This window comes from Paraburkholderia sp. HC6.4b, assembly GCF_014200875.1.
Taxonomy (GTDB): Bacteria; Pseudomonadota; Gammaproteobacteria; order Burkholderiales; family Burkholderiaceae; genus Paraburkholderia; species Paraburkholderia tuberum.
In genome coordinates this window covers 424,115-444,857 of the sequence record NZ_JACHDC010000002.1, presented here as the reverse complement: position 1 = coordinate 444,857, position 20,743 = coordinate 424,115, and the positions used below count along the sequence as shown (strand labels likewise).

General features: G+C 61.9%; 16 protein-coding genes. 3 read left to right on the top strand and 13 right to left on the bottom strand.

Features of this window, described 5'->3' with window-relative positions:
* The first annotated feature begins 176 nt into the window (after positions 1-176).
* Positions 177-1,718 (top strand): Rieske 2Fe-2S domain-containing protein, encoded by a 1,542-nt coding sequence (locus tag HDG34_RS04275; protein WP_090807834.1) that lies wholly within the window; start codon positions 177-179, stop codon positions 1,716-1,718.
* A gap of 81 nt (positions 1,719-1,799) precedes the next feature.
* Positions 1,800-2,795, top strand: coding sequence for a PDR/VanB family oxidoreductase (locus HDG34_RS04270; RefSeq protein WP_184057973.1), 996 nt, complete (start codon positions 1,800-1,802; stop codon positions 2,793-2,795).
* A 150-nt stretch (positions 2,796-2,945) separates the two neighbouring features.
* Here the strand turns inward: HDG34_RS04270 and HDG34_RS04265 are convergent, their stop codons facing one another.
* Positions 2,946-3,572, bottom strand: a complete 627-nt coding sequence (locus tag HDG34_RS04265; protein ID WP_184057971.1) for a bifunctional 2-polyprenyl-6-hydroxyphenol methylase/3-demethylubiquinol 3-O-methyltransferase UbiG — start codon at positions 3,570-3,572, stop codon at positions 2,946-2,948.
* Between the two features lie 149 nt (positions 3,573-3,721).
* Positions 3,722-4,309, bottom strand: a complete 588-nt coding sequence (locus HDG34_RS04260; RefSeq protein ID WP_184057969.1) for a DUF4865 family protein — start codon at positions 4,307-4,309, stop codon at positions 3,722-3,724.
* 290 nt (positions 4,310-4,599) lie between these two features.
* Between HDG34_RS04260 and HDG34_RS04255 the strand changes: the two genes are divergently transcribed.
* Positions 4,600-5,346, top strand: a complete 747-nt coding sequence (locus HDG34_RS04255) for an SDR family NAD(P)-dependent oxidoreductase (protein WP_090805057.1) — start codon at positions 4,600-4,602, stop codon at positions 5,344-5,346.
* Positions 5,347-5,808: 462 nt separating this feature from the next.
* On the opposite strand, the gene HDG34_RS04250 is transcribed toward HDG34_RS04255, so the two are convergent.
* The 11 genes from HDG34_RS04250 to HDG34_RS04200 form a co-directional block, all read right to left on the bottom strand.
* Positions 5,809-5,949, bottom strand: a complete 141-nt coding sequence (locus HDG34_RS04250; protein ID WP_184057967.1) for a hypothetical protein — start codon at positions 5,947-5,949, stop codon at positions 5,809-5,811.
* A 109-nt stretch (positions 5,950-6,058) separates the two neighbouring features.
* On the bottom strand, positions 6,059-7,078 hold the full coding sequence (locus HDG34_RS04245) for a zinc-ribbon domain-containing protein (RefSeq protein WP_184057965.1): 1,020 nt from the start codon (positions 7,076-7,078) through the stop codon (positions 6,059-6,061).
* Positions 7,079-7,140: 62 nt separating this feature from the next.
* On the bottom strand, positions 7,141-7,662 hold the full coding sequence (tssJ, locus tag HDG34_RS04240; protein WP_184057963.1) for a type VI secretion system lipoprotein TssJ: 522 nt from the start codon (positions 7,660-7,662) through the stop codon (positions 7,141-7,143).
* Positions 7,663-7,675: 13 nt separating this feature from the next.
* On the bottom strand, positions 7,676-8,773 hold the full coding sequence (tssG, locus tag HDG34_RS04235) for a type VI secretion system baseplate subunit TssG (protein WP_184057961.1): 1,098 nt from the start codon (positions 8,771-8,773) through the stop codon (positions 7,676-7,678).
* Positions 8,770-10,584 (bottom strand): type VI secretion system baseplate subunit TssF, encoded by a 1,815-nt coding sequence (gene tssF / locus HDG34_RS04230; RefSeq protein WP_184057959.1) that lies wholly within the window; start codon positions 10,582-10,584, stop codon positions 8,770-8,772. Before tssF ends, tssG begins: the two co-directional genes overlap by 4 nt.
* A 24-nt stretch (positions 10,585-10,608) precedes the next feature.
* Positions 10,609-12,189: a type VI secretion system protein TssA gene (gene tssA, locus HDG34_RS04225; RefSeq protein ID WP_184057957.1), complete on the bottom strand. Its 1,581-nt coding sequence runs from the start codon at positions 12,187-12,189 to the stop codon at positions 10,609-10,611.
* Entirely contained in the window at positions 12,190-15,750 is a 3,561-nt protein-coding gene (locus tag HDG34_RS04220) for an ImcF-related family protein (protein ID WP_260331785.1), read from the bottom strand.
* Positions 15,747-16,943 (bottom strand): hypothetical protein, encoded by a 1,197-nt coding sequence (locus HDG34_RS04215; protein WP_184057953.1) that lies wholly within the window; start codon positions 16,941-16,943, stop codon positions 15,747-15,749. The genes HDG34_RS04220 and HDG34_RS04215 overlap by 4 nt, the downstream gene beginning before the upstream one ends.
* Positions 16,943-17,200 carry a PAAR domain-containing protein gene (locus tag HDG34_RS04210; protein WP_184057951.1) on the bottom strand — a complete coding sequence of 86 codons (258 nt, stop codon included), beginning with the start codon at positions 17,198-17,200 and terminating at the stop codon, positions 16,943-16,945. The genes HDG34_RS04215 and HDG34_RS04210 overlap by 1 nt, the downstream gene beginning before the upstream one ends.
* Before the next feature lie 8 nt (positions 17,201-17,208).
* Positions 17,209-18,231 (bottom strand): hypothetical protein, encoded by a 1,023-nt coding sequence (locus HDG34_RS04205; RefSeq protein ID WP_184057949.1) that lies wholly within the window; start codon positions 18,229-18,231, stop codon positions 17,209-17,211.
* Between the two features lie 24 nt (positions 18,232-18,255).
* Positions 18,256-20,733, bottom strand: a complete 2,478-nt coding sequence (locus HDG34_RS04200) for a glycoside hydrolase family 19 protein (RefSeq protein WP_184057947.1) — start codon at positions 20,731-20,733, stop codon at positions 18,256-18,258.
* Positions 20,734-20,743: the final 10 nt, after the last annotated feature.

Below are 20,743 nucleotides of genomic sequence, written 5' to 3'. Positions count from 1 at the left end.
CGGGAGCGTCAATGTCCGGCGCTGAAGCGAAAAGGTGAATCTCCGCGTTTACCCATAGAGACATCGCCGTATCACGCGACTAATCTTTGGATACAGAGTACGGTGTTCTGAATATCGAGTTCGGCGTTCAAAGTGCCGGCGACTGACAACTCCACCACCTCAAAATAGGATTTGCGATGACGATCAAGGAAGACAAGCTGGAAGGACAGAAGACGAGCGGCGGCAATGTCGTGTCGAAGAAGCTGATTCCGTACGGCGGTTACTACACAAGCAAGGTGCCGGGCCACGATCCCGAGCTCACCGAGACCGGCCCCGGCACACCGATGGGCGAGTTCATGCGCGCGTTCTGGCATCCCGTGTGCATGTCGATCGAACTGACGGACACACCGCGTTATCTCAAGATCCTCGGCGAGGAACTGGTGGCGTTTCGCGATGGCAGCGGGCGCGTGGGCGTGCTGCATGCGCATTGCGTGCACCGCGGCGCGTCGCTCGAATACGGCGCGATCCAGGAGCGCGGCATCCGGTGCTGCTATCACGGCATGGTGTTCGACGTGGACGGCACATGCCTGCATGTGCCGTTTCCGAAGGGCGAAGAGAAGGAAGCCGAGAAATTCGCGTGCTCGATCCAGCAGGGTGCGTACAAGGCGGTCGAGCGCAACGGCCTCGTGTTCGCGTACATGGGACCGCCCGATGCCGAGCCGCCCTTTCCCGAATGGGAAGGCGACTTCACGGTGTTGCCGGGCGACGAGCTTGTGCCGTACAGCAACTTCCAGCATTGCAATTGGCTGCAGGTGCAGGACAACGCCGCCGACAACTATCACCCCACCGCGCTGCATGCCGGCAAGAATGTCGTGAATGGGCAGTACCAGGGCACGACATTCGACGAGGTCGGCGCGGCATCGATGGAAGTCGCGCCCGACATGCACTTCGTGCCGGTGCAGCAGGGCCGCAGCCTCGCCTGCGCGGGCGCGCGTCGAGTCGATAAGGACCGGCTCTTCGTGCGCGTGCAACATCAGGTGCTGCCGAATCTGAGCCTGCATGCGTACACGTCGGAAGACGGATCGAAGAAGAAGCTGTTCAGCCGCTTTCACATCATCCGCTGGACCGTTCCCGTCGACGACGAGAACAGCAAGATGATCGGCTGGCGCGTGATGGGCCCGGGCATCGATACGCGCGGCGTCGGCAAGAAGGAACTCGTCGGCTATGAGTCGATCGACTTTCTCGAAGGACAGGTCGCGATGCGGCGCCCCGAGCGCTTCGGCGAATACAAGCTCGAGGATCTGCCGCCCATTCCGCCGAATCATCGCGAGCGCGAGAACTACAAGGCCGCGCAATACGCGCCCGGCGACTACGAAGCGATCATCAGCCAGCGACCGATCGCCGTGCACGCGCTCGAGAACCCGACGAAGTTCGACGCCGGCCTCTTCCTCTTTCGCAAGTTGCTACGCGATGCGCTGCGCGGCACGAATCCCGCGGCATCGGCGCAGAGCTTCGCCGAGTGGTTCCGTGCGAACGCGGGCGCACCCAACAGCTATTGCTCGGGCAACGTGTTCGAGATTCCCGAAGGCGACACGGTCGAAGAAGAAGTCGCGCGGCGCCGCAAGGTCACGAAGACGATCGTCTCGATCCTCAACGAGAGCGAGCGGCTAAAGGCGGATGAACGCGCAGTATTCGTGCGCGAGAAGTTCGAGGAACTCGAACAATCGATGAAGAACTGAAGCGCCACGACAAGCAAGGGGCGCGTCGCGCGCCTCGTGCGGCGAATCGGGATTCGGCAGCACATATGAGGGATCAGGAAAATGGCAAGCGAACAGACATCGAACTCCGACGGCAGCACGCTCCAGTTGCTCGTGCGACAGGTTCGTTTCGAAGGCAAAGGCATCAACTCTTACGAACTGGTCGATCCGTCCGGCGCCGAGTTGCCGGCCTTCACTGCCGGCGCTCATATCGACATCCATCTCGGCGACGGCCTCGTGCGCCAGTATTCGCTGTGCAACGCACCCAACGAGCGCCATCGCTATGTGATCGCCGTGCTGCGCGACGAGCGCGGCCGTGGCGGATCAAGAGCGCTGCACGAGCGCGTGCATGTGCAGGACATCGTGCGCGTGAGCCGTCCGCGCAACCAATTTCAGCTCGTCGACGATGCGCGCAGGGTGATCCTCATCGCGGGCGGCATCGGTGTGACGCCGCTCAAGTCGATGGCGCATTGGCTGGAAGACGCCGGCATCGAATACGAAATGCACTACTGCGCGAAAGATGCGGACTGTGCCGCGCTTTCCGGGGAACTCGAGCCGATGCGCGTGAACGGCCGCGTGCACTTTCACTTCGACGGCGGTGATCCGAAGGCGGGGCTCGACATCCGCCGCTTGCTGAGCGAGCCGTCGCACGGCGTGCACGTGTATTACTGCGGTCCAGCTGGTTTCATGCAGGCATGCGCGGATGCAAGCGCACACTGGCCCGCCGGCACCGTCCACTTCGAGCACTTCAAGGCGCCGGGGCGAAGCGAACCCGCGAGCGCGGCGAACGATGTGGCGGACACGTTCAGCGTGAAGATCGCGAGCACGGGACAGATGATCGAAGTCGCGAACGATCAGAGCATCGCGGACGCACTCGAACAAGCGGGCGTCACAATCGAAACATCGTGTCATGCGGGGTTGTGCGGGACATGCAAGGTGCGGTATCTGTCCGGGGAAGTTGAGCACAACGACTGCATTCTCAACGACGACGAGAAGGCCGAATTCCTGACGGCCTGCGTATCGCGCGCGAGAAGCAAGGTACTGGTGCTCGATCTTTAGCCGAGATGTTCGATTAGACTCGCGATGGAGCTGTAGCCTCTCGAGCGCAAGGGGCCGTTGTCGGATATGAAGCCGACCTTCGTATGTCTCTTCTCACGCACGGACGAAAGGCTGATGATGGCCGGACACCGCCGATGGAAGGGATCGAAGCTAATCTCGCCCACTACCTTTGACAAAGGCGAGCCGGCTCCAGGTCACACCCATCCGCTGATTTCCTCGTTGGGTGGATTCGGTCCGGACATTTAGCACAGTCCTGAAGCTATGGGCGCTTGCTAACCGAATGGTCTCTGCTGCCGAAACATCAAACATTCGGCGTCCTTCGGGGACTGGACCGTGACGTAAAGACATCACCACCATCGCACCTTCCCGCAGCAAGGAGCTGACCGTCGACATCGCCTGACAACGCTCGTCTTCGTCCAGATGCATCCAAACGGCGGAGAGCATCACCAAGTCGAATTCTCTTCGTCGCGAACGTACAGACATGAGATCCGGCAGACTGTCGTCCACCCATTCAATCCGGGAAGACGAATGCAGCCCAATTCCTGCGACGCGCAACGCGTCCACTGGTTCTACGGCCATCACTGTATGCCCCATAGCTCCTAACGCAGCTGCATCGGTTCCGATACCGGCGCCAACGTCAAGAATGTGGGCCGGGGGCATCGGCAAGAGATGCATGACGGGCCTGTGGCTGTTCTCAAATGAGATGTCCTGCCATTGCTCGATGAGCGATTGAGCGTTCTCAGCGTAGCCTTCCGTCCCGCTTACGTTGATGGACACCACCGACTCCACATGTCGCGTTCTCGCAAAGTTGCCCGATTGTCGCCAATCTAGCCCGCGACGTCCAACGTCCGTTCGTGGCCGACGACTGCCTGACGGCAATTGAATGCGGTCGCCGACTGGACGAAACGTTAGGCTGCTGGCGCTATCTATTCTGTTGACGGCGCCAGTTCATCGAAGCCTGGGCGCGACAAGTGCAGCACTTCGTAGCGTTCGCCTGGGACAACTGCTTCTGGTGTGTCGGCCCAAAGCGTGAAGGTGACACGCTCCCAGGAGCGCGGATCAATCGCACAGGCGCTGGCGATCACACTACTATGCCTTGCGATACGCTCGACTTCAGCGACCGCATCTCGCGCGGCCTGCGCGAGATCGGCTTCGCGAGGAACGACCACTCGCTCCCGCGTCGCCGCGCAAGGCAATACGCCGGACGCCGGTCCGCGCTGGCACAGGAGGCCCGACCATGTCAGCACGACGGGCCGTCCGAACGATTCGACGATGCCTTGGAAACCGCCTCCTTCCCACAGGAAACGGTTCATACCAACGGTGTCATTCCACAAGTAGAACGGCGAATACTGGTTGAGCGTCGCACCTGCCTTGTCGCGCTCGCGGATCAGGTAAGCCTTGAGACCAAGGCCAGCGAACGTGTCGGTCATGTGCCCGCGGTCCGCGACGCGATTTCGGATGATCTGCATATCGTAGTCGGCGGGCAAGGTGATTTCATAATGCATCGCATACATGATCGGGCTCCAGATTTTGCTACAACCAGGCGAGCGACATCCATTGCGAGGGTGCCGCCGCCCGCGATTGTCGCTGACCCTGAGCTGCCGTTCGGCCCAGTCTAGCTGCAACGGCTTCTTTGAAGCCAGAACGGCCGAAAGATCGATGAAAGCAGCAGGGCGACTTTCCGGCGAAGACGCTTTGGAGGGGGCAAACCAGGATGCTTTCCGGCAACGCCTCGCTCAACGACACCACGCCTCGCAGACGAGGCCACAACCGGTTCTGCCCCCCGCAACCGAGGAGTTCCACGATGCCAGCTCATTCGCTCAACTTAAACGATCGTGTCGCCTTGGTGACCGGCGGCTCGCGCGGAATCGGACGCGCCATTTCGATCGCGCTTGCCTCAGCCGGCGCAGCAGTCGCGGTCAACTATCGGCAACGCGAGAACGACGCGGCCGACGTCGTCGCGGAAATCGAACGCGCCGGAGGCCGCGCGATCGCGGTATGCGCCGACGTATCGGTCGGAGACGACGTCGAAGCGATGATCGCCGAGGTGGAAAACCGCCTCGGCCTGATCGACGTGCTCGTGAACAACGCGGGCACCGCGACGATCGTCGACATAGACGATCTCGTGGAAGCGGAGTTCGATCGAACGCTCGCCGTCAATCTGAAATCGGCGTTTCTCTGCACGCAGGCAGTGCTGCCCGGCATGCGCGCGAGGCGCTGGGGCCGCATCGTCAACGTCTCGTCGGCCGCCGCCCGCGGCCCCGGCTTGGTTGGCGTTCACTACAACGCATCGAAAGCCGGGCTCGAAGGCTTGACGCGCGGCTATGCGGCACGGCTCGCCCGCGAAGGGATCACCGTCAACGCCGTTGCACCGGGACCGATCGACACCGAAATGGCTGGACCGCTCAAGGCGTCCAACGTCGCAGAAAGGCTGCCCGTCGGGCGCTTGGGCGAAGCGAGCGAGGTCGCGGAGGTCGTGCTGATGGTCGTCGGCAACGCATTCATCACGGGCCAAACGATCCCCGTCAACGGAGGCGCAAGCTTCATATAGATCCTTGGCCGCATCGCGCGCGGGCAAGATCCGATGCGCGAGAGGCGTCCCGGTTAGGCGCGAGTAGGTCCGCTCGCACGCGCGGCACCGGAAAAACGGTAATGCATGATGGCGATTCGGCCGGTTCTGCACCCGCGTGTTGCCACTCTTGCAGGCCGGGCACGGTGGCACGGGCGTCGTCTCTCGCGAGTACAACTCGTCCCAGATTCCGGTTACGAACGTTGTCAACAACGGATCGTCCTCGTCGCTGTACGCGCGGCCCGCAGCATGCGTGACCGGTAGCGTCGCGTCGAACTCGGGGATCAACGTTTGCGTTGGACTGCACGCGGTCGAGCCGCGGTGGTCCTTGTGCTCCGTGTGCTTACGTTTATGCGTGCGCGTCATGTTCGCTGTTCAACGCAGCCGTTGGTGGCCGCGAAAGCTGAGGGTATCCGTATGTTGTTTCGTCTTCTCTGAGTCAGTCTAAAAGCGGGTGCCGGCGTGGCATCCGCCAAAGGCGCCGCCACTGGTTGCCGAGCCGTCGCAGCCCAACAGGGAACAGCCGCCGAGTAGCGACGACGCGGCGACAACCAGCGCGGCGACGATGAGTTTTCGTCGTTGCATGATTGCAATCAATGGTGAAGCGGATTGGTCGCGAAAATCAGCTTGAGCGCAACATGCAGAAATCCCCACGCGAACAGGATCGCGGCCAGCGTATCGTCCGCATGGCGCGTCATACCATGATCGGCACGGACCCCTTGCTCCGCCGGCGGTTACGCGCCAGACGGCGGCTTTCCCAGGCGCATTCCGGGCACCAGCTACCTCGCCAGACACTGTTGACCGAGGCGCGCCACAGGTGACCCTTGGCGCACTCCCAGTCGATCTTGCCGTGTGGTCCCGGGTAGACCGTCGACAGGCAGCGTCCGCCACGCGAATTCGCCACTTCCTGCATCTGTTCGATCGTGCGCGTTCTGGCCTTCACCGCGCAGCGGTGGCACCACTGGCCTTTCTTCACCCTGAACCACCGTGCTTTCCAGATGTGACCTTCGGCGCACTGCCACTCCAGCGGCGTTTCCTTGTCGACATATGCTGACAGGCACCGTCCACCCCGCTCGGCCGCAGCCCGTTCAAGAGCTTCCTGCGGGGGTTTGATACTCTGGTGATGGCAGCTCTGGCACCAGTCACCCGCCAGCACGCCCTCCAGGCTGGCGAGCCATGTATGACCGGCCGCGCAGCGCCACCGTAGTTTTTCCCTGGTGCTCTCGTATTGGGTCGACAGGCACTGGCCACCCTTTGCCGCCGCGAGCGCACGCGCCTCCTCGAGCGAGTGAATCGTCGCGCGCTCATAGGCGCAAGCCTGGCACCAGCTCCCCATGCGCAGCATGTGCATCAGCATCGGGAACCGGTGTCCCGCTGCGCACTCGAACTCGAGCGGCACCTTGTAGCCCTCGTACGCGGCCGACATGCATTGCCCACCCCACGCACGCGCGAGTTTGCGGATCGCGGCGAAGGCCCGCTCACGATAGTCGGGCGCGCTGCTTCCGCCCGGTCCGGGCAGGCCGTCCCGTGCACGTTGTACGCGCTGTCTCGTGCCTGCGGGTACCCGCTCTGACCATACCGCCGTCGCGATCGGTCGGGTCCGCCGGGCTGTCGACTTCGCCGGACCTCCCGATCCGGTTTCGTGTTCACGGGCGAGCCGGATGTCAACATCCAGCTGCTCGAGTTCCTGCTGCAGTTCGCGAAGCGTCTTCATCGGGCCGCCCCGTCATGCAAACACGTTGGGCACAGACACTTCCGGACGTCGTGTCATTCCGGCTAGTCCTTCTGGCGATCACCGGATGCGACCAGTTCCTGATCCATCAGCGTGAGCTTCAGCGGGGCATCGGCAGACAGCTTCTTCTTTATGATCACGTATTTCCAGCCATCGCCATTGCCGGGATTGCGATAGAACGCGACGATCGCCACGTACTTCGTGTCTGCCTGCATGGGCTGAGACAGGCTGACCGACGCGCCAGGATTGACGACGGCTGCCATACTGGCCTGAAGGTCCTGCGCGAGTACGGTCCTGTCGTTCTTCAGCAGATCGTCGTAGGACACGCCGTCAAACAGCTTTCGATCCTTGAGCTGATAGACGCGGACCGCGAGTGACGTCGAACGGCCCGCGTCATCCGGGTTCAGCTCGGCACGCGCGGTCAGGTCGACGTCAAGCACCTTGACCTGCCTGAAAAACACCGAGTGATACGCGCTGGAAGTCGTATCAGATACGGACTGCCAGGCGCCGCATGCGGAAAGCAGCAGACCTGACGCGAGGGCGGCCACGGTTAAACGTAAAGGCATGATTTCTCCAGATTCAGGCGGCACGTGGAACCAGATGCGGGTTCGGTCCGGGCGTGGGAAAGACTTCGTAGACGCCGAGCGCAATGGTGATGATGCGTTCCTCATCAGACGGCAACACGACGGTCCATCCCAGCCGCGGTGCCGGGCCGGTCGCAGCCGTGCCGACCGACGGCGCGGGCGCGAGACGCGACGACACCTCCATGCGCAGGTGTACGTCGGCCTTCGTGCCCACATACAGGCGGATGAACGCTATCAGCTCGCGATGCAGCCATGCGCCGGGCAGCAGGTCGTGCGCCTGCTGTCCGTCCGAAGGGCGCAGCGTCACCCGCACGGCGCGGCTGCGATATTCGAGGCGGTTGCCGAGCACGTAGCCCCCGCCAAGTCCGCGGCGCTTGCTGTCTTCCTGAGCGCCGGCGAGCCTGCCTGACGACGTGAGGGGCTGCGGCTGTCCGGCACGCTTGACCGTCGGCCAGAACTCGTCGACACGCACCTCGACACCGGGCACCGCCAGCGCCACCACACCAGCGAGTCCCTCGGGCGTGCGCGTGCGCTGGACCAGCAGACCCAGCAGCGCGAGCACGCGTGAATCCGGCAGACCCGACCGGGCCGGCTTCTCGCCCCACCCGAAGCCGGCGAGGCACAGGAGGTTGCGCGACTGCGCATCGGTGCCGCCCGCCTGGAAACTCTCCGGGTAGCGGTACTTCTTCCAGGCGCGGTACAGCAGCGCCACGTAGCGGTGGTTGAACTGGTCGAGAAACGCTTCGACGGCTTCATGTCCTTCCTCGCGCAGGACGATCTCATCGATCATGTGCGATGGCACCGCGGCGTCGACGCCATACAGGCCCAGGAAGGTCGTGCGCACGGTCGGCGGCGCATCGGGACGCTCGTCACTAAGTTCCACCGCGGCGATCTCACCGGCCGGGAACCCCAGCCGCGGCCTCGGCCGGAACCTCACCGGCTCGTGCTCCGGCGTGTCTCGCGTGCCGAAGCCGGGTTGATCGGGTACGCGCACTTCGAGCAGCCTGCATAGCTGCATGAAATTCATCTTCGGCGCGCGCGCAAGCAACGACGCCACGAGCGGTTCAAGATTCGGCAACTCGCGTGGTTTCATAGGGGAGCGCGCTGCGCCTTGCTGCGCGGCCAGTCGGTACGGGTTTGCGAAGGCAGGCTCACGATGGCGAGCTTCGTGAACAGGTTGATCTCCGCATACAGCCCGAAGAAACGGTGCAGCAGTTCGCCGAACAGCATCACGTCGCCCTCGCCCGCGAACGCGTGCGAATCGAGCGTGACTTCGATCAGTACGCCCCGCTCGACCGAGCCGCCCGACACCTCCTCGAGCAGTTCCTCCGACACATGCAGGATGCCGGCGAGGCGTCGGCGGTTCAGCTCGTCGTTGGTCCAGTCGTAGAGCGCCAGTGCGCCCCGCAGCACTTCCGCGTCCATCATCGACAGGAAGTTCGGCGCGAGGTGCGACAGGACTCTCCACTGGAAGCGGTCGCCGGTCGGCGGATAGAGCGGCAACGTCGGCGCCACGAGGTTGCGTACACCCGCGACATTGGGCGTGCTTGCGGCCAGTTCGTCAATGCTGGCCTCGCGCAGACCCTTGCGCGGCAGCATGCCGTTCGTGCCGGTTACGCGCAGCGATACGCTCTCCTCGGGCAGATCCTCCATCGTCTCCCACGCGTGGCCGCCGAGGATCACCCACGTTTCGTGCAGACCGGTCACGCCCGGCCGCACGCGGGTGTGGAAATACCGTTCGGGCGCTTCATGGCGCAGCATGCCGCCGCGATGCCGGAAGGTGGCGAACGGCACATACTCGTAACGCTCAGCCGTCACATGGTCGAACGATTCGATCGCGTCGACCGAATAGGTTTCGACATGTTCGCCCTGGTGCCCGGCCGGGACGACCCGGTATTCGGTCTCGTGGTGATCGATCACGATCGGCGCGGCATCAAGCTCGAACAGGTTAATGACCGGCGTGCAGAAGAGCCGCACGTTCTCCGCGCTGAAACGCTGGTCGGACGGATACGCCCGCTTGAGCACGATCTCCAGGTCGAAGCGCGTTGTGCTCGCCGGCAGCTTCGTAACATCGAGTCCGCACAGGTCGACAAAGAGGAATTTCTCGCGGAACGCGAAATATTCGAGGAGCATCTGGTAGCCGGAAAACGACGCCTCGGCTTTTGGCCATAACCGCTCTTCGGTTGAGAAGCCCGCCGGTTCGATCGTGACGCCAGCCAGCGGCAGCACCTCGCCATCACGCACTTCGGGGATCCGCCATGCAACCGAATCAACCTGGCGGGTCAGCGCAAGATGCATCGCGAATGCGGTCGGCAGATCGGCGTTCAGATAAAGGCGCACACGGGACAGGTCCGTCGCTTCGCGTCGCGCAGACTGGTCCAGATAGAATCCGAGGCGGATCACCGAGCGGCCGTCATGTCGCACGGTAGGGCCCGCATGCGTGAGGCGCAGCGGCTGCAACGTCACCTCCTGCGTGGTCCGGTAGAGGCACTGCACAGTCCTGGGCGTGGTGCCCTCGGCGCCCGCTGCCGGCGGCACGGCGATGGATGCGGAACGCACCGGCACGCCGGCAGGCACGTTTTCCGTCTTCTGCAGTGTCTCGGCGAGCGGGATCAGCTCGACGACCGACAGCGACGGCATCATGCGCAGGTAGTGTGGCCACAGCAGGCTCACGAGACCTTCCGTCAGTTCGGGCAGTTCGTCGTCGAGCTTCTCCTGCAGGCGCCCCGTCAGGAACGCGAAGCCTTCGTGCAGGCGCTCGACATAAGGATCGCGCTCGCCCACGCGATCGAGGTTGAGCATGCGCGCCCGGTCGGGATGCGCTTTCGCGAACTCCTTGCCGGACTCGCGCAGATAGCGCATCTCGGCTTCGTAGTAGCGCAGGATCGGATCTTCGTTTTCCATGGTGTTTCTCTTATTTTCGTTCTCTTATGACAGCGTCAGCGCACGGGACGGGTCGAGCACAGTCAGCTCGTCGCGCAACTGACCGATGCGGTGCGCGAGCGCCGGCTTGTCCGCGTCCTTGCGGCTGCTTGCCGCTTTCAGCGCACGCATCAACTGGTGCTTGACCTCGAAGATGAGCGCCGGCTCCCAGCGCATCAGCGGCAACGAGCGGGCAGCAGCATCGAGTTCGGTCAGCAGCGCCATCGCCGTCTCCGCACGGCCCGCGTGATCGGCGAGTCGCGCCATCACGAGCCGCTGCAGGTAGCGCTGGCGTTCCGTCCGGATGCCGGGCAGTGCGTCGAGCCATGCGAAGGCTGCCTCGATACCGTCGCCGGCCACCATGTCGCGTGCCTGCGCTTCGATCTCGGGCCAGTCACCGGCGGCGCCGTCGTCGCTGTCTGCCGAAACAGGCAGTGGCGCAACGCTCTCTCCCGCTTCGAGGTCGCGCACGACCGCGTGGCGGGCGATCCATTCGAGCGTCGCGTCGTCGGCGAACGGCGTGCCGTCGTTGAACGCGAGCCGCTCGATACCGGGCAACCTTTCGAGGAACAGCGCGAAGTCGGCGCGCAGCAGTTCCCGCCACGTGCTGTAGGGCGCACCGACGTGGTCGAGCGCGACGTGCTGGAAGTACTGCAGGTCGAACCAGAGGTGGTTCACGCCCTCCATGTACGCCCCTTCGACGCGTTCCAGCAGTTCGTGCCACTGCTTCTGCAGCACGAGCCGTTTCATCTGCTGGCGAAGCTCGCCGCGCGGCGGCACGAGGCGTGTACGTGCGCTCGCATCCGCTGGCGGCACCTCGTGCAGCGTGTCCCAGCGGATGCTGCGCACGAGCCGCACGGACGGCAGGTAGCCATTTTCCTGATCACGCAGCCACGTCGCCATCGTGCGCGCCTGGTCAAGCAGATCGCGTGTGGAGCCGATCGCGCTGGATGTTGAAGTGGAACCTGCCACAGCGGAGGGCGCGGTCGAGTCGGGTTCCGCGCTGCGTGCCGGATCGTCGCTGCGCTCGAAACGGGACACGAGGGGGCGCAGGTTCGGACGGGCCGCTTCCGGCCACACCCCGGTGCGGGTCACAAGCAGATCGAGCGCGGCGATCGCACGTTCGAGATCGGCCGGCGCGAACTCGCCGCGGCTCTCAAGCAGATCGATCATTCGGGTGGTGGCCAGCATATCGAGCGCGCCCTTCTTCGCCTCGGCGCGTGCGGGCAGCAGCGCCTCGCCGAACCGCTCCACCAGCGCGGCCGCAAGCTCCAGACCGTCCGCGAAGCCAGCCGTCCCATCCTGGCGCAGTCGCGCGAACGCGTAATGCCCCACCACCCGCAGATCCTTGCCGGTTTCCTTCGTGAGCTGCTCGCAGGAGCGCACGATCAGGCCGTCGTCAATGCCGGAGAGCCTGTTCGCCTCGTCCTTCAGTTCGAAGAACGCATCCTCGTAGCCCGGATCGCGGCCCACACCGTGGTCGCCTGGTAACGGGTGTAGCCAGGCGTCCCACGCATCGAGACGCGCGCGCACCAGTTGCTCCGCATCACGCGAAGGGAACAGGGTTTTGAGCAGACCGGAGAGCATTTATTCGACCTCCGGCATCGCGCCATGCGGCAGCGGCATCGCAGCGTGTTTCGCTGCTGCGATTGCCGACGGCGGCAGGGGCGGCGGATTGACGGCCGAGAGCTTCGGTCCGCCTTTCCCTGCGCTGGTCACGAAAATCCGCGGCGGCAGCGTGAAGTGGCGCAATTCGAGCACGTCGAGCGGCCCCGCTCCAGCCTCGCTGCGAAGCTGTACACGCAGCGGAATGCCCTGGCTCTGGTCCGGCGTCCATGTCAACAGATAGCGCGCGCTGTCCTGCGGCGACACCTTCGCGTGCTCAAGCAGCCGGATCAGCCCGAACCTGCCCTGAGCGTCGAGCCCCGAGCGCAACCCGCCCTGCTCGGTCTGCCACTCGATATGCGAGAGATTCTCCAGCGAGTCGCCGGGCCAGATAAACGGCGTCCACTCTTCCTTCTGGTTGAAGTAGTGCAGCTCGCGGCCCGACAGCACGAACTTCATGTCAGTCACGCCTGGTGTCGGCACCGCGCGTAGCTCATAGCGCACATGCGCGTCGCCCGATGGAAACAGCACGGTCGCCACGCGGGTGAGCCTGTTCAGGTCCGTGAGGAAGTCCGGATCGAGTGTGAGCGCGCCGTGGCTCGTGCCATGATCAGCCCCCTGGGCGGCGACCCATCGGTCGCCCTGACGCTCGACGATACCGGCCAGTTGCGTCGTGACGAACCCGGTGATGACGCCGCTGTCCGGGCGCATGAAGCGCGCCATCTCGGGCAGGGAAGCATCGTTATCCGAATCGGCGAACGGATAGCGGCCGCCGAACGTCCGGTTCCAGTCCGCGACAATCGCCGTGCGCCAGATGTCGTTCAGGCTCGCTGCGGCCGGCTGCACCACGACCTGCCAGGTCTGGTCGAGCGGTGCCTGAAAGAGATCGCCGAAGCCTGCCCATTGCTCGCCGAGGCTCGCAGCCAGACGGCCCGCGTAATCCCGGCTGTCGGCGATATCAGACGTCTTGCCCTGCAGCACGGATTGTGCGGCCGAGCGGGCCATCGCGTCCGTGTCGGCACTGTCGACCATCTGCTGCGCCTTCAGCCGCATCGCGCTCACCCGTTCGAGATAACGCGCGAGGCTCAGGTCGCCCGTGGCCGCCAGCCGGGTGGCGGCCTTCGTGTCTGCGGGCGCGCCCGAAGCCAGGGAAGCCAGGTCGCTGCCCGTCAGGCGCAGGACCGGTCCGAAGGCCGCGGCCAGCGGTGCCAGTTGCGGCTGGGTCTGCTTCGACGGATCTTTCTCGTCGGCGCCGACAAGTTGCTGCGCCTTGCTGATCAGCGTATCGGACAGCGATTGCGTCGCGGTGCCCGCGCCTGCCTGATAAACCACTGCGTTCATCAGGGCAACAAGCGGCGAGCGCTGCGGATCGCTAAGCAGCGTCAGCTGGTCAACCGTGCCTGACAACGTCGGGGCGGGTTGCCAGCGCAGGCTGTTGAGAAACAGCTCCCAGGCCCGCGCGTAGTCGTCAAAATAGCGCTGACGCAGTTCGGCTTTCAGCGAGCCGGTCGACGGCGCGCTCGCGTGGACGTCTGAGAGCACCCAGTCGCCGGTCACGTTGCGCTGCTCGCTCGCGTCGTCGATGGCTTTCGAGATCCGCTCGTCCCACGCAGTGCGCGTGAACACGCCCGGTACGGTCACCGCGGTATTGAAAAGCCCCTTGCTGCTCGTATCGCCGAGCAGCGTCGCGAGCGACACAGGCGGATATTTCGGCTTCGCGTCGTCGAGGATCTGCTGGTAGATCGCGTCAGTCGAGTTCTGGATGCCGCGCACGCCGATAATGGTCTGACGCGCCGTGGCCACCAGTGCGCCATCCGGAACGATCGCGAGCGACGAGTCCCCGGCGGATCCACGGCGCCCCAGGTGACTCGCAAAGAACGCGATTGCATGCTGGCGCAGGTCTTCCCACGTGCCGGGTGTCAGCGGGGAACTGGCCGGGCGCGCTGGCACGGCCGTGGCAATCAGCTGCGGCGTCAGGAATGAGGCAACCGCCCGATCCGGCCTCGCGAGCATCAGGTAGGTCTTGAGTGTGTCGTACGCGGCCTGGACCTGCGCGTTGCCGCCGCTGGCGATTTCCGCATCCGAGAGCGAGGCGAGCTGGTGCAGGCGCTCCTCCAGTTTCAGACGGATCGGTGCGACGAGGGTGCGGCTGACGGCGTTTTCGTAGCCGGGCCAGGCGGCGGTCAACAGTTCACCGTCGCGGTTCAGGCCGAAGCGTGTAGTCCAAGGTGCGCCATCGTGCTGACGGACTTCAAGCGTATCGAGCTGTTTGTCCAGGCTGTCGAGTGCGAGCGCCGCCTGCGCGTGGTCCTGTACGGTCGACAATTTTGTTATCGTGCCAGCCGCTGTCTGGATCGTCGACCGGTTGGTGAAGCCCGACAGCATCGTGCCAGCGATCCAGCATCCGATGAGCGCCGTCGTTACCCATGCCGCCATGGTCGACAGCGAGAAGCCGACGCGACGGCCGTGGATCTTGCGGCTATGGTCGGCGACCGTTTGCCAGATCGTGCGTTGCTGCGGAGGTAGTGGTTCGCCGTCTTCGGAGTCTGGAGCGGGGGCGGTCAGTTCCCGCTCCTTGAACAGTGGCGCAAACAGCAGGCCGTGGACCGCATTGCGCCACAGACGTGAGTGGCCGGTCTGCACGACCAGGTCCGACAATGCTGTGCGGAGTTCCGAAATGTGTCGCGACAGCTCGGCCGGGTACCGGTCGTTCGGATCCCGGCTCAGGCGCACGACGCCAGCATCGGCGAGATTGCCGGAGAGCCCCTCCAGTGAGGCGTCGATCTCGTCGGGACGGATGCGCCCGTTCGACCAGGTGAAGCCGATCGCTTCGTCGGGGCCAAACGGTTCGTTGCCAAAGTCGGTGACGTTCAGCAGATACGCGGGCGCCGCCCAGCGTAGCGCGCGCGCGTGACGTGCGAGCCGCTGTGCGGTGCCCTCCGCGTCGAACGGCGTGTTGGCTGAGCTCCGGTTGCGCGTCACGGCTACGATCGCGTCGGCAGGGCGTCGCCGGCGCAGACGGCGGATCTGGTCGAGCCATTCGGCATCGAGCTTGTCGGTGGTCTGCTTCGCGTACAGCAGCACGGTATCGCCGGTGATCGCGTAGCCGGTGTCCGCGAGCCCGGGCACAAGACGCCTGACGAGCGGTTCGTCGCCTGCGACGAGCAACCAGCGGTCGCGATAACGCCAGCACCAACCGTGACGTTCCCGAAGAAAGTCGCGAAGTTGCAAAACGGAGAATGCAAAGGAGTGTTGCCCGTCTGCGGGTCTGGCGGTTTGCTGTTTTTTCTGGCGGCTCTGCTCGAACGCCCGTGCGACGCGCGAATCCGCTGCCCACTGGCGAATGCCGCGCTCGTAGAGTGCGGCCATGAGCATGCACGCGAACCATCCGGCGACGAGCGTAACGCCTACAACGCTCCGGTTGTCGGCAAGCCAGCCTCGCTGCGGGCCTTCATTCAATAACCACAACCAGACGCCAGCAAACAGCGCTGCCAGCGCACATCCCAGATAGATCAGCACCCTTGCGGAAGCCTTTTCGTTCAAGTCTTCTTTCGACATATCATTGCGACTAATTCGCCGCCCTGTTGATCCAGAATCAGTTGTGGGCTCACGCTTTCCTGCGCGTTTGCAGCGGCAAGTGCCAGTGCAAGCCACGGGGTGGCAACACCCGCATCGCCGATGGTTCGAACCAGCTCTACGGCCGGCGCTTCATTCACGGAACCATCGAGACTCCTCAATGCGGCCGCGAGCGGCTCAACCAATCCCGGATTCCAGACGGTATCGATACCGCCTTCAGCGCAATGTCCCCAGCGCAATGCATTCGCAACCACTTCATCGAGTGATCCGGCAGTGCCCCTGGAGGGCCGGTGTACGCGGACTGGTACCCCCGAATCCGGTGATTCGGCCGACGTGCCGGTCAGCAGAACTGCCGCGCCGGCTTCCGCCTGTCCAGCCTGAATGCCGCCACTAATGGCGCCTCTCAGTTGCACCGCGATCGCAAGATGACGCGCATTGCGCGCTCCCATGTCGAACCAGGCATCAAGCGAATAAAGCGACATCGGCTCCAGCAACTGGACTTTCTCTGCGTACCTCAGCCCGAGCGTTGCCCACGCTCGGGTAATGACCGTCTTTGCAACATCCGCGGTCAGATCCGAATCGAGACACAACCAGACGGTGAGGCCGTGAGCGGCCTTCAGCGGGGCCATCAGCGGCCTGATCAGTTCAACGAGCAGCCATTCAAGCACGACTGCGTGCCGACGCAATTCGTCGGCCTCGTTGCCCCGGAAAAACGCTCGACCGGGAATGACAAGCCCGCCCGAGCCAGCCGGATTTTCTGTGGACTCGCGGGTCTTCATCGCGTCTTCGAGTCTGTTTTGGCCAGCGTCGCCCGAAAAGCGCCAGGACTGCGCCATGACCGCGAACGGCACGCTCGCATCGCCGTGCAGGCGCGCTTCCTTGCGATCAATGGCTGCATTGTCAGCCAAAGCATTGCGCAAGCGGTGAGCCCCCAGAAATCCCCAGCCGAAATACAGCCCCAACCAAACAAGCAGTGGCAGTCCGAACATGCGAATCCAGAACCACGGAGTCTGCGTAGGTCGTCCCGCCGGCCATGTCGCACTACTGGTTGCAGCCCCGGCCGCGACAATGATGACCACCGCGATCAGCCAGGGTACGACTGCCTGTCTCCCATCTGGAATGGCCCCCCGTGCTGGAAGTGCATCGAAGTCAACAGGCATCAGCGAATCCTCGCCGCCCCAGACGACGCGATCAGGACGCATCCGCACCGCGCGAGATGCCCGTCCAGGGCAAGCGGAACATCTCCATCTTTGATTCGATCACTGCCTTCGATGATTTCGTTGTCGCCATGCAGGGGGCACGACACGAGGTCGCCTTTTCGGGCCGCACGGCGACCACGAATCCGGATGCGGTCCGAGCCAGAGATGACCTTACCGCCGTGGCTGGTCGAATCACCTTCGAGTATCAAATTTGACATGATCTATTCTATTTTCTTGGTATGAGGTACGGTTCGATCATTTCAGGCTGGCATTTTTGGCTAGATACAATCGTTCCTTTTCTTTCAACAATGACACCAGTCGAGCTCGTGTCCCCGCCATTTCCAAATTTGACGGTGTATTTGTATCCACCGTTCTCAAACGATTCGGCCTCTTTGTTGGCAACATAGTTGCTATCTATCTGCTTGGACAAAGACAGTTCAATTTTCCGATTGGAGCCGGCACGATACTCAAGAACTGCAGCGCCGTTCATATTTCCGGAACAGACAGAGATGACCCTTTTGTCAAGTTTGCAGACAAACACATCGAACTGATCGTCGCCGCACAGACTAACGCTTTTCCCCAAGAACTTTCGACGTATCAGGTTCGCGATCGACGAATTGACTTCATTGCTTAGTTGGCTTGTATAGCTATGAGAAAATAGAGAATCCTGTTTGCGAATCTCGTTCATCAGATCGGGAATGGCGAAAAATATCATCGCGTTGTCAAGAGCTTGATTTCCATCTGAGCCAATGAAACCTGATCTATTTTTTGAGACTGATTGGATTAAATCCGCCATTTCAGTTTCACTGGATTTATTAATCCATTTCGGTGAAAACCGGTTTATCTCAATATATTTTCCGTTATCCAAATCAGACTCGACCCCGCCGATAGTTGTTAGGCCTTCGTCACCAGGATAAAGAAATGTCACATTATACGAGCCATTCATGCCGCCATTTTTCTCGGAAATTGCCAATAATCCGAATGCAATTTTTTTTATGACCGGTGGGGCCTGAACCGGAAATGTATATACTTCTGGAGTCGTCGTCTTTCCGGCCTTGTAGGTCACCGTTGCGAGTCCCCAAATCCCATCAGGACTAGAGGGCTTAGTAGCGCTACTTAATTCCAGAGTAAAATTGCCTCCGGACATGGTTTGCCCAATAAGCTCAGCGGATAGCGCGGGCAGGGACAGAAATGCAACCTGAGTAAAAATTAATATATAAAAGTAGCTGCGAAGATTGAATTTTAACATGCGACATCACTCATTAGTGGGTATCTATAGACCTGCTAAAGCACCTTCGACTTCTGTCGCCTTGGATATATGATTGTTGTACCAATTTGAGGTACCTACGGCGCTCTCAGCGAATACGAAGTGTTTAAGCTTGACATTCACCGCCTTACGGCACTCATCTAGCTTGAGGAGCGGAGCTAGCTTCAGAAGAAGCGAGTTTCTTTCAAACACGTGTCTATATCCTCCGTTAACTGCGATCGTTACATTTAGAAAATCGCTTCGTTCGGCCATTGGATTGATATCCCCCCAAGCGCTGCCCTTTCTCCAGTACCAGCATGCCGATTCCACGGTATGCGCTACTTGCTGGCTTACGATATCAGGATCTGTCGCAATCGAAGGATTGCCAACCGCGCTTCCGTATTTGGTGTAGTTATCGTCATGGGTTAGCTGAATCAACCCTCTGCCATGGAAGTTTGATCCGCCACGGTAATTACTCCATCCCGCAGGGGTGGATCCATCTCCATTTCGGTATTCTTCGTTTGTTCGTAGCTGATCGCATTCATGGGCAAATTGAGCAAGAAAATGGACCTTATGGATGCAATTCACGATCCCGTGCTTTTGAATATTTTCATTCAAAAGAGAGAGAAAGTTCTCAATGGAATAATTGCGAACGCCAGCAAAATTGGCTTTATAAAATAGCCCATGCTGAAGGACGTCGCTCGGCAATATGGCTCGGAGTTGTTCCATGGTTATGGCTTTTCCGCACGAGCACGCTCCAGATAAAAAATTCCCAACAAGTGAGATTGGGTGGACATGATAAACGTCCGAACTCGACGGAAACGGCCCCTTTACTGCATTCTTAACATCGTCCCACCAAACAAGTTTTTTAACGCGCTCGATCTCTGCGTCGTGATACGGTTCTTTCGCTACCCGTTTCAGTACCTTGTCGAAGAAGGTCTCGTATTCGCTTTGGCTGGCCCATTCGCTACGATGTTTCGGGATCAGACGCGACGCACGGAAGCGTAACCATTTGTCGTCCTTGTGCGCGCGCAACTCATCCGCTGCCTGCTGCTCGTTGCGCATCGGTGACAGTTCCCGATACACGCTGGACGCCACTGGCTTGAGCCTTGAGGCATCACCGGTCGCGGGCTTGTCCTCACGGAGCATATGATCCAGCCACGCATCGACCGTGCTGAACATCGTCGGATTGCCGGCGTCGGAACCTGTGACTGTCTCGAAGTCTTTCCATCCATGCGGTGATTCGCGCGTGACACCACCATTGGGTGGCATCTGACGATTGCGCACCCAGCCGCTGATATCAGCATGACGACTGTCGGCGCTTGTCACTTTCCACCACGGTTCGCCGTCTCCATACGCATCGTCCTTGGGTCCCTTGCTCTCGGCTGGCAGCGCATCGAGTGCGGCCTGACTGTAGATCTGGAGCACGGACGTTTCGGGGGCATCTGCGCCTTCTTCATTGATCGAATGACCCGCAAAGAGCTTCACACCCTTGCCGATCCGCAGCAGGGGAAGCCTGTCGAAATCGGTGATCTTCTTTGCGGCCTTGCGACTTCCCGACAGGAAGCTGCTTAGTTCGTCGCCGCAGAACACCTCAATGTGGACCATCCTGTTGTCCCGTGCCGGATCGTCCGGCAGCCAGTACTGCCCGAGGTGGCCGATCAGATCGCCAGCGTTGACGGGGATCGGTTTCCCCGGTATCACCACCTGGTCGCACTGCGCGTCCGACACGATCTCGGCAAGCAGCACATGCCCACGCTCCTTGCTGAGGTAAAGCCAGCCCTTATCGGCACCTGGCTGCACAACACTGGCCACGCGCGGCGGTATCGGCGTGCCTGATTCGATCGCTTCGATTCTTCCCCATTTGCCGGTACGGTCGCGCTCACCGATACGAACCCGCGCCCCTCGGGGCAGGATCCCAAGGATTGTGCGGCTTCCCGCCTCGGCATGAATATTCAGCCCCACCTGCCCAGTCGGGGCTGGGCCCAGGTGCGGGTCAGTTTTGGGTCTGTCCGAGGCGTACTGCGTCACCTCGCAGGACCGTGCCCAGTAGGCCGGTGCCGGCATCGAGTTCTGCTGATAGTCGGCCAGGCTTTGCAGATGCATGTACAGGCTGAAGAAAGTCAGCCGGTTGTTCGCGGGATATTCGAGCGTATGCCGCACCAGCGTGAAAGCCGAGCTGTAGTGGCCGGTCTGGGCAGGCTTGCCGTTGCCGGCCGCAATCTGGCTGGCCAGCGCAATGCGATTCATCCGATAGGCCACCACTTCGCCGACCGCAATGCACCGCGCACCGTGCCTGAGGTCGATCTGTTTCCCGGCGCCGTCCGCCGATACATGAATTCCGCCGTGCCACATGCCAGAACCGGTGATCGCGAAACTGCCACTTCCCTCGCTGGCAAGCCAGTCGTAGAACACGTGTTCGTCAACGATCTCCTTTCCCTTCGCGTCGCGGAACGGAAAGGAGAAGCTGATTATCGGGGGTTCAGGATTTGATTGTGTCGTCATGTCAGTTTCC

Excerpts from the sequence above, each read along its gene's own strand:
- HDG34_RS04275 (WP_090807834.1), top strand. The coding sequence starts at position 177 with ATGACGATCAAGGAAGACAAGCTGGAAGGACAGAAGACGAGCGGCGGC.
- HDG34_RS04270 (WP_184057973.1), top strand. The coding sequence starts at position 1,800 with ATGGCAAGCGAACAGACATCGAACTCCGACGGCAGCACGCTCCAGTTG.
- HDG34_RS04260 (WP_184057969.1), bottom strand. The coding sequence starts at position 4,309 with ATGTATGCGATGCATTATGAAATCACCTTGCCCGCCGACTACGATATG.
- HDG34_RS04255 (WP_090805057.1), top strand. The coding sequence starts at position 4,600 with ATGCCAGCTCATTCGCTCAACTTAAACGATCGTGTCGCCTTGGTGACC.
- HDG34_RS04250 (WP_184057967.1), bottom strand. The coding sequence starts at position 5,949 with ATGCAACGACGAAAACTCATCGTCGCCGCGCTGGTTGTCGCCGCGTCG.
- HDG34_RS04245 (WP_184057965.1), bottom strand. The coding sequence starts at position 7,078 with ATGAAGACGCTTCGCGAACTGCAGCAGGAACTCGAGCAGCTGGATGTT.
- tssJ (WP_184057963.1), bottom strand. The coding sequence starts at position 7,662 with ATGCCTTTACGTTTAACCGTGGCCGCCCTCGCGTCAGGTCTGCTGCTT.
- tssG (WP_184057961.1), bottom strand. The coding sequence starts at position 8,773 with ATGAAACCACGCGAGTTGCCGAATCTTGAACCGCTCGTGGCGTCGTTG.
- tssF (WP_184057959.1), bottom strand. The coding sequence starts at position 10,584 with ATGGAAAACGAAGATCCGATCCTGCGCTACTACGAAGCCGAGATGCGC.
- tssA (WP_184057957.1), bottom strand. The coding sequence starts at position 12,189 with ATGCTCTCCGGTCTGCTCAAAACCCTGTTCCCTTCGCGTGATGCGGAG.
- HDG34_RS04215 (WP_184057953.1), bottom strand. The coding sequence starts at position 16,943 with ATGCCTGTTGACTTCGATGCACTTCCAGCACGGGGGGCCATTCCAGAT.
- HDG34_RS04210 (WP_184057951.1), bottom strand. The coding sequence starts at position 17,200 with ATGTCAAATTTGATACTCGAAGGTGATTCGACCAGCCACGGCGGTAAG.
- HDG34_RS04205 (WP_184057949.1), bottom strand. The coding sequence starts at position 18,231 with ATGTTAAAATTCAATCTTCGCAGCTACTTTTATATATTAATTTTTACT.
- HDG34_RS04200 (WP_184057947.1), bottom strand. The coding sequence starts at position 20,733 with ATGACGACACAATCAAATCCTGAACCCCCGATAATCAGCTTCTCCTTT.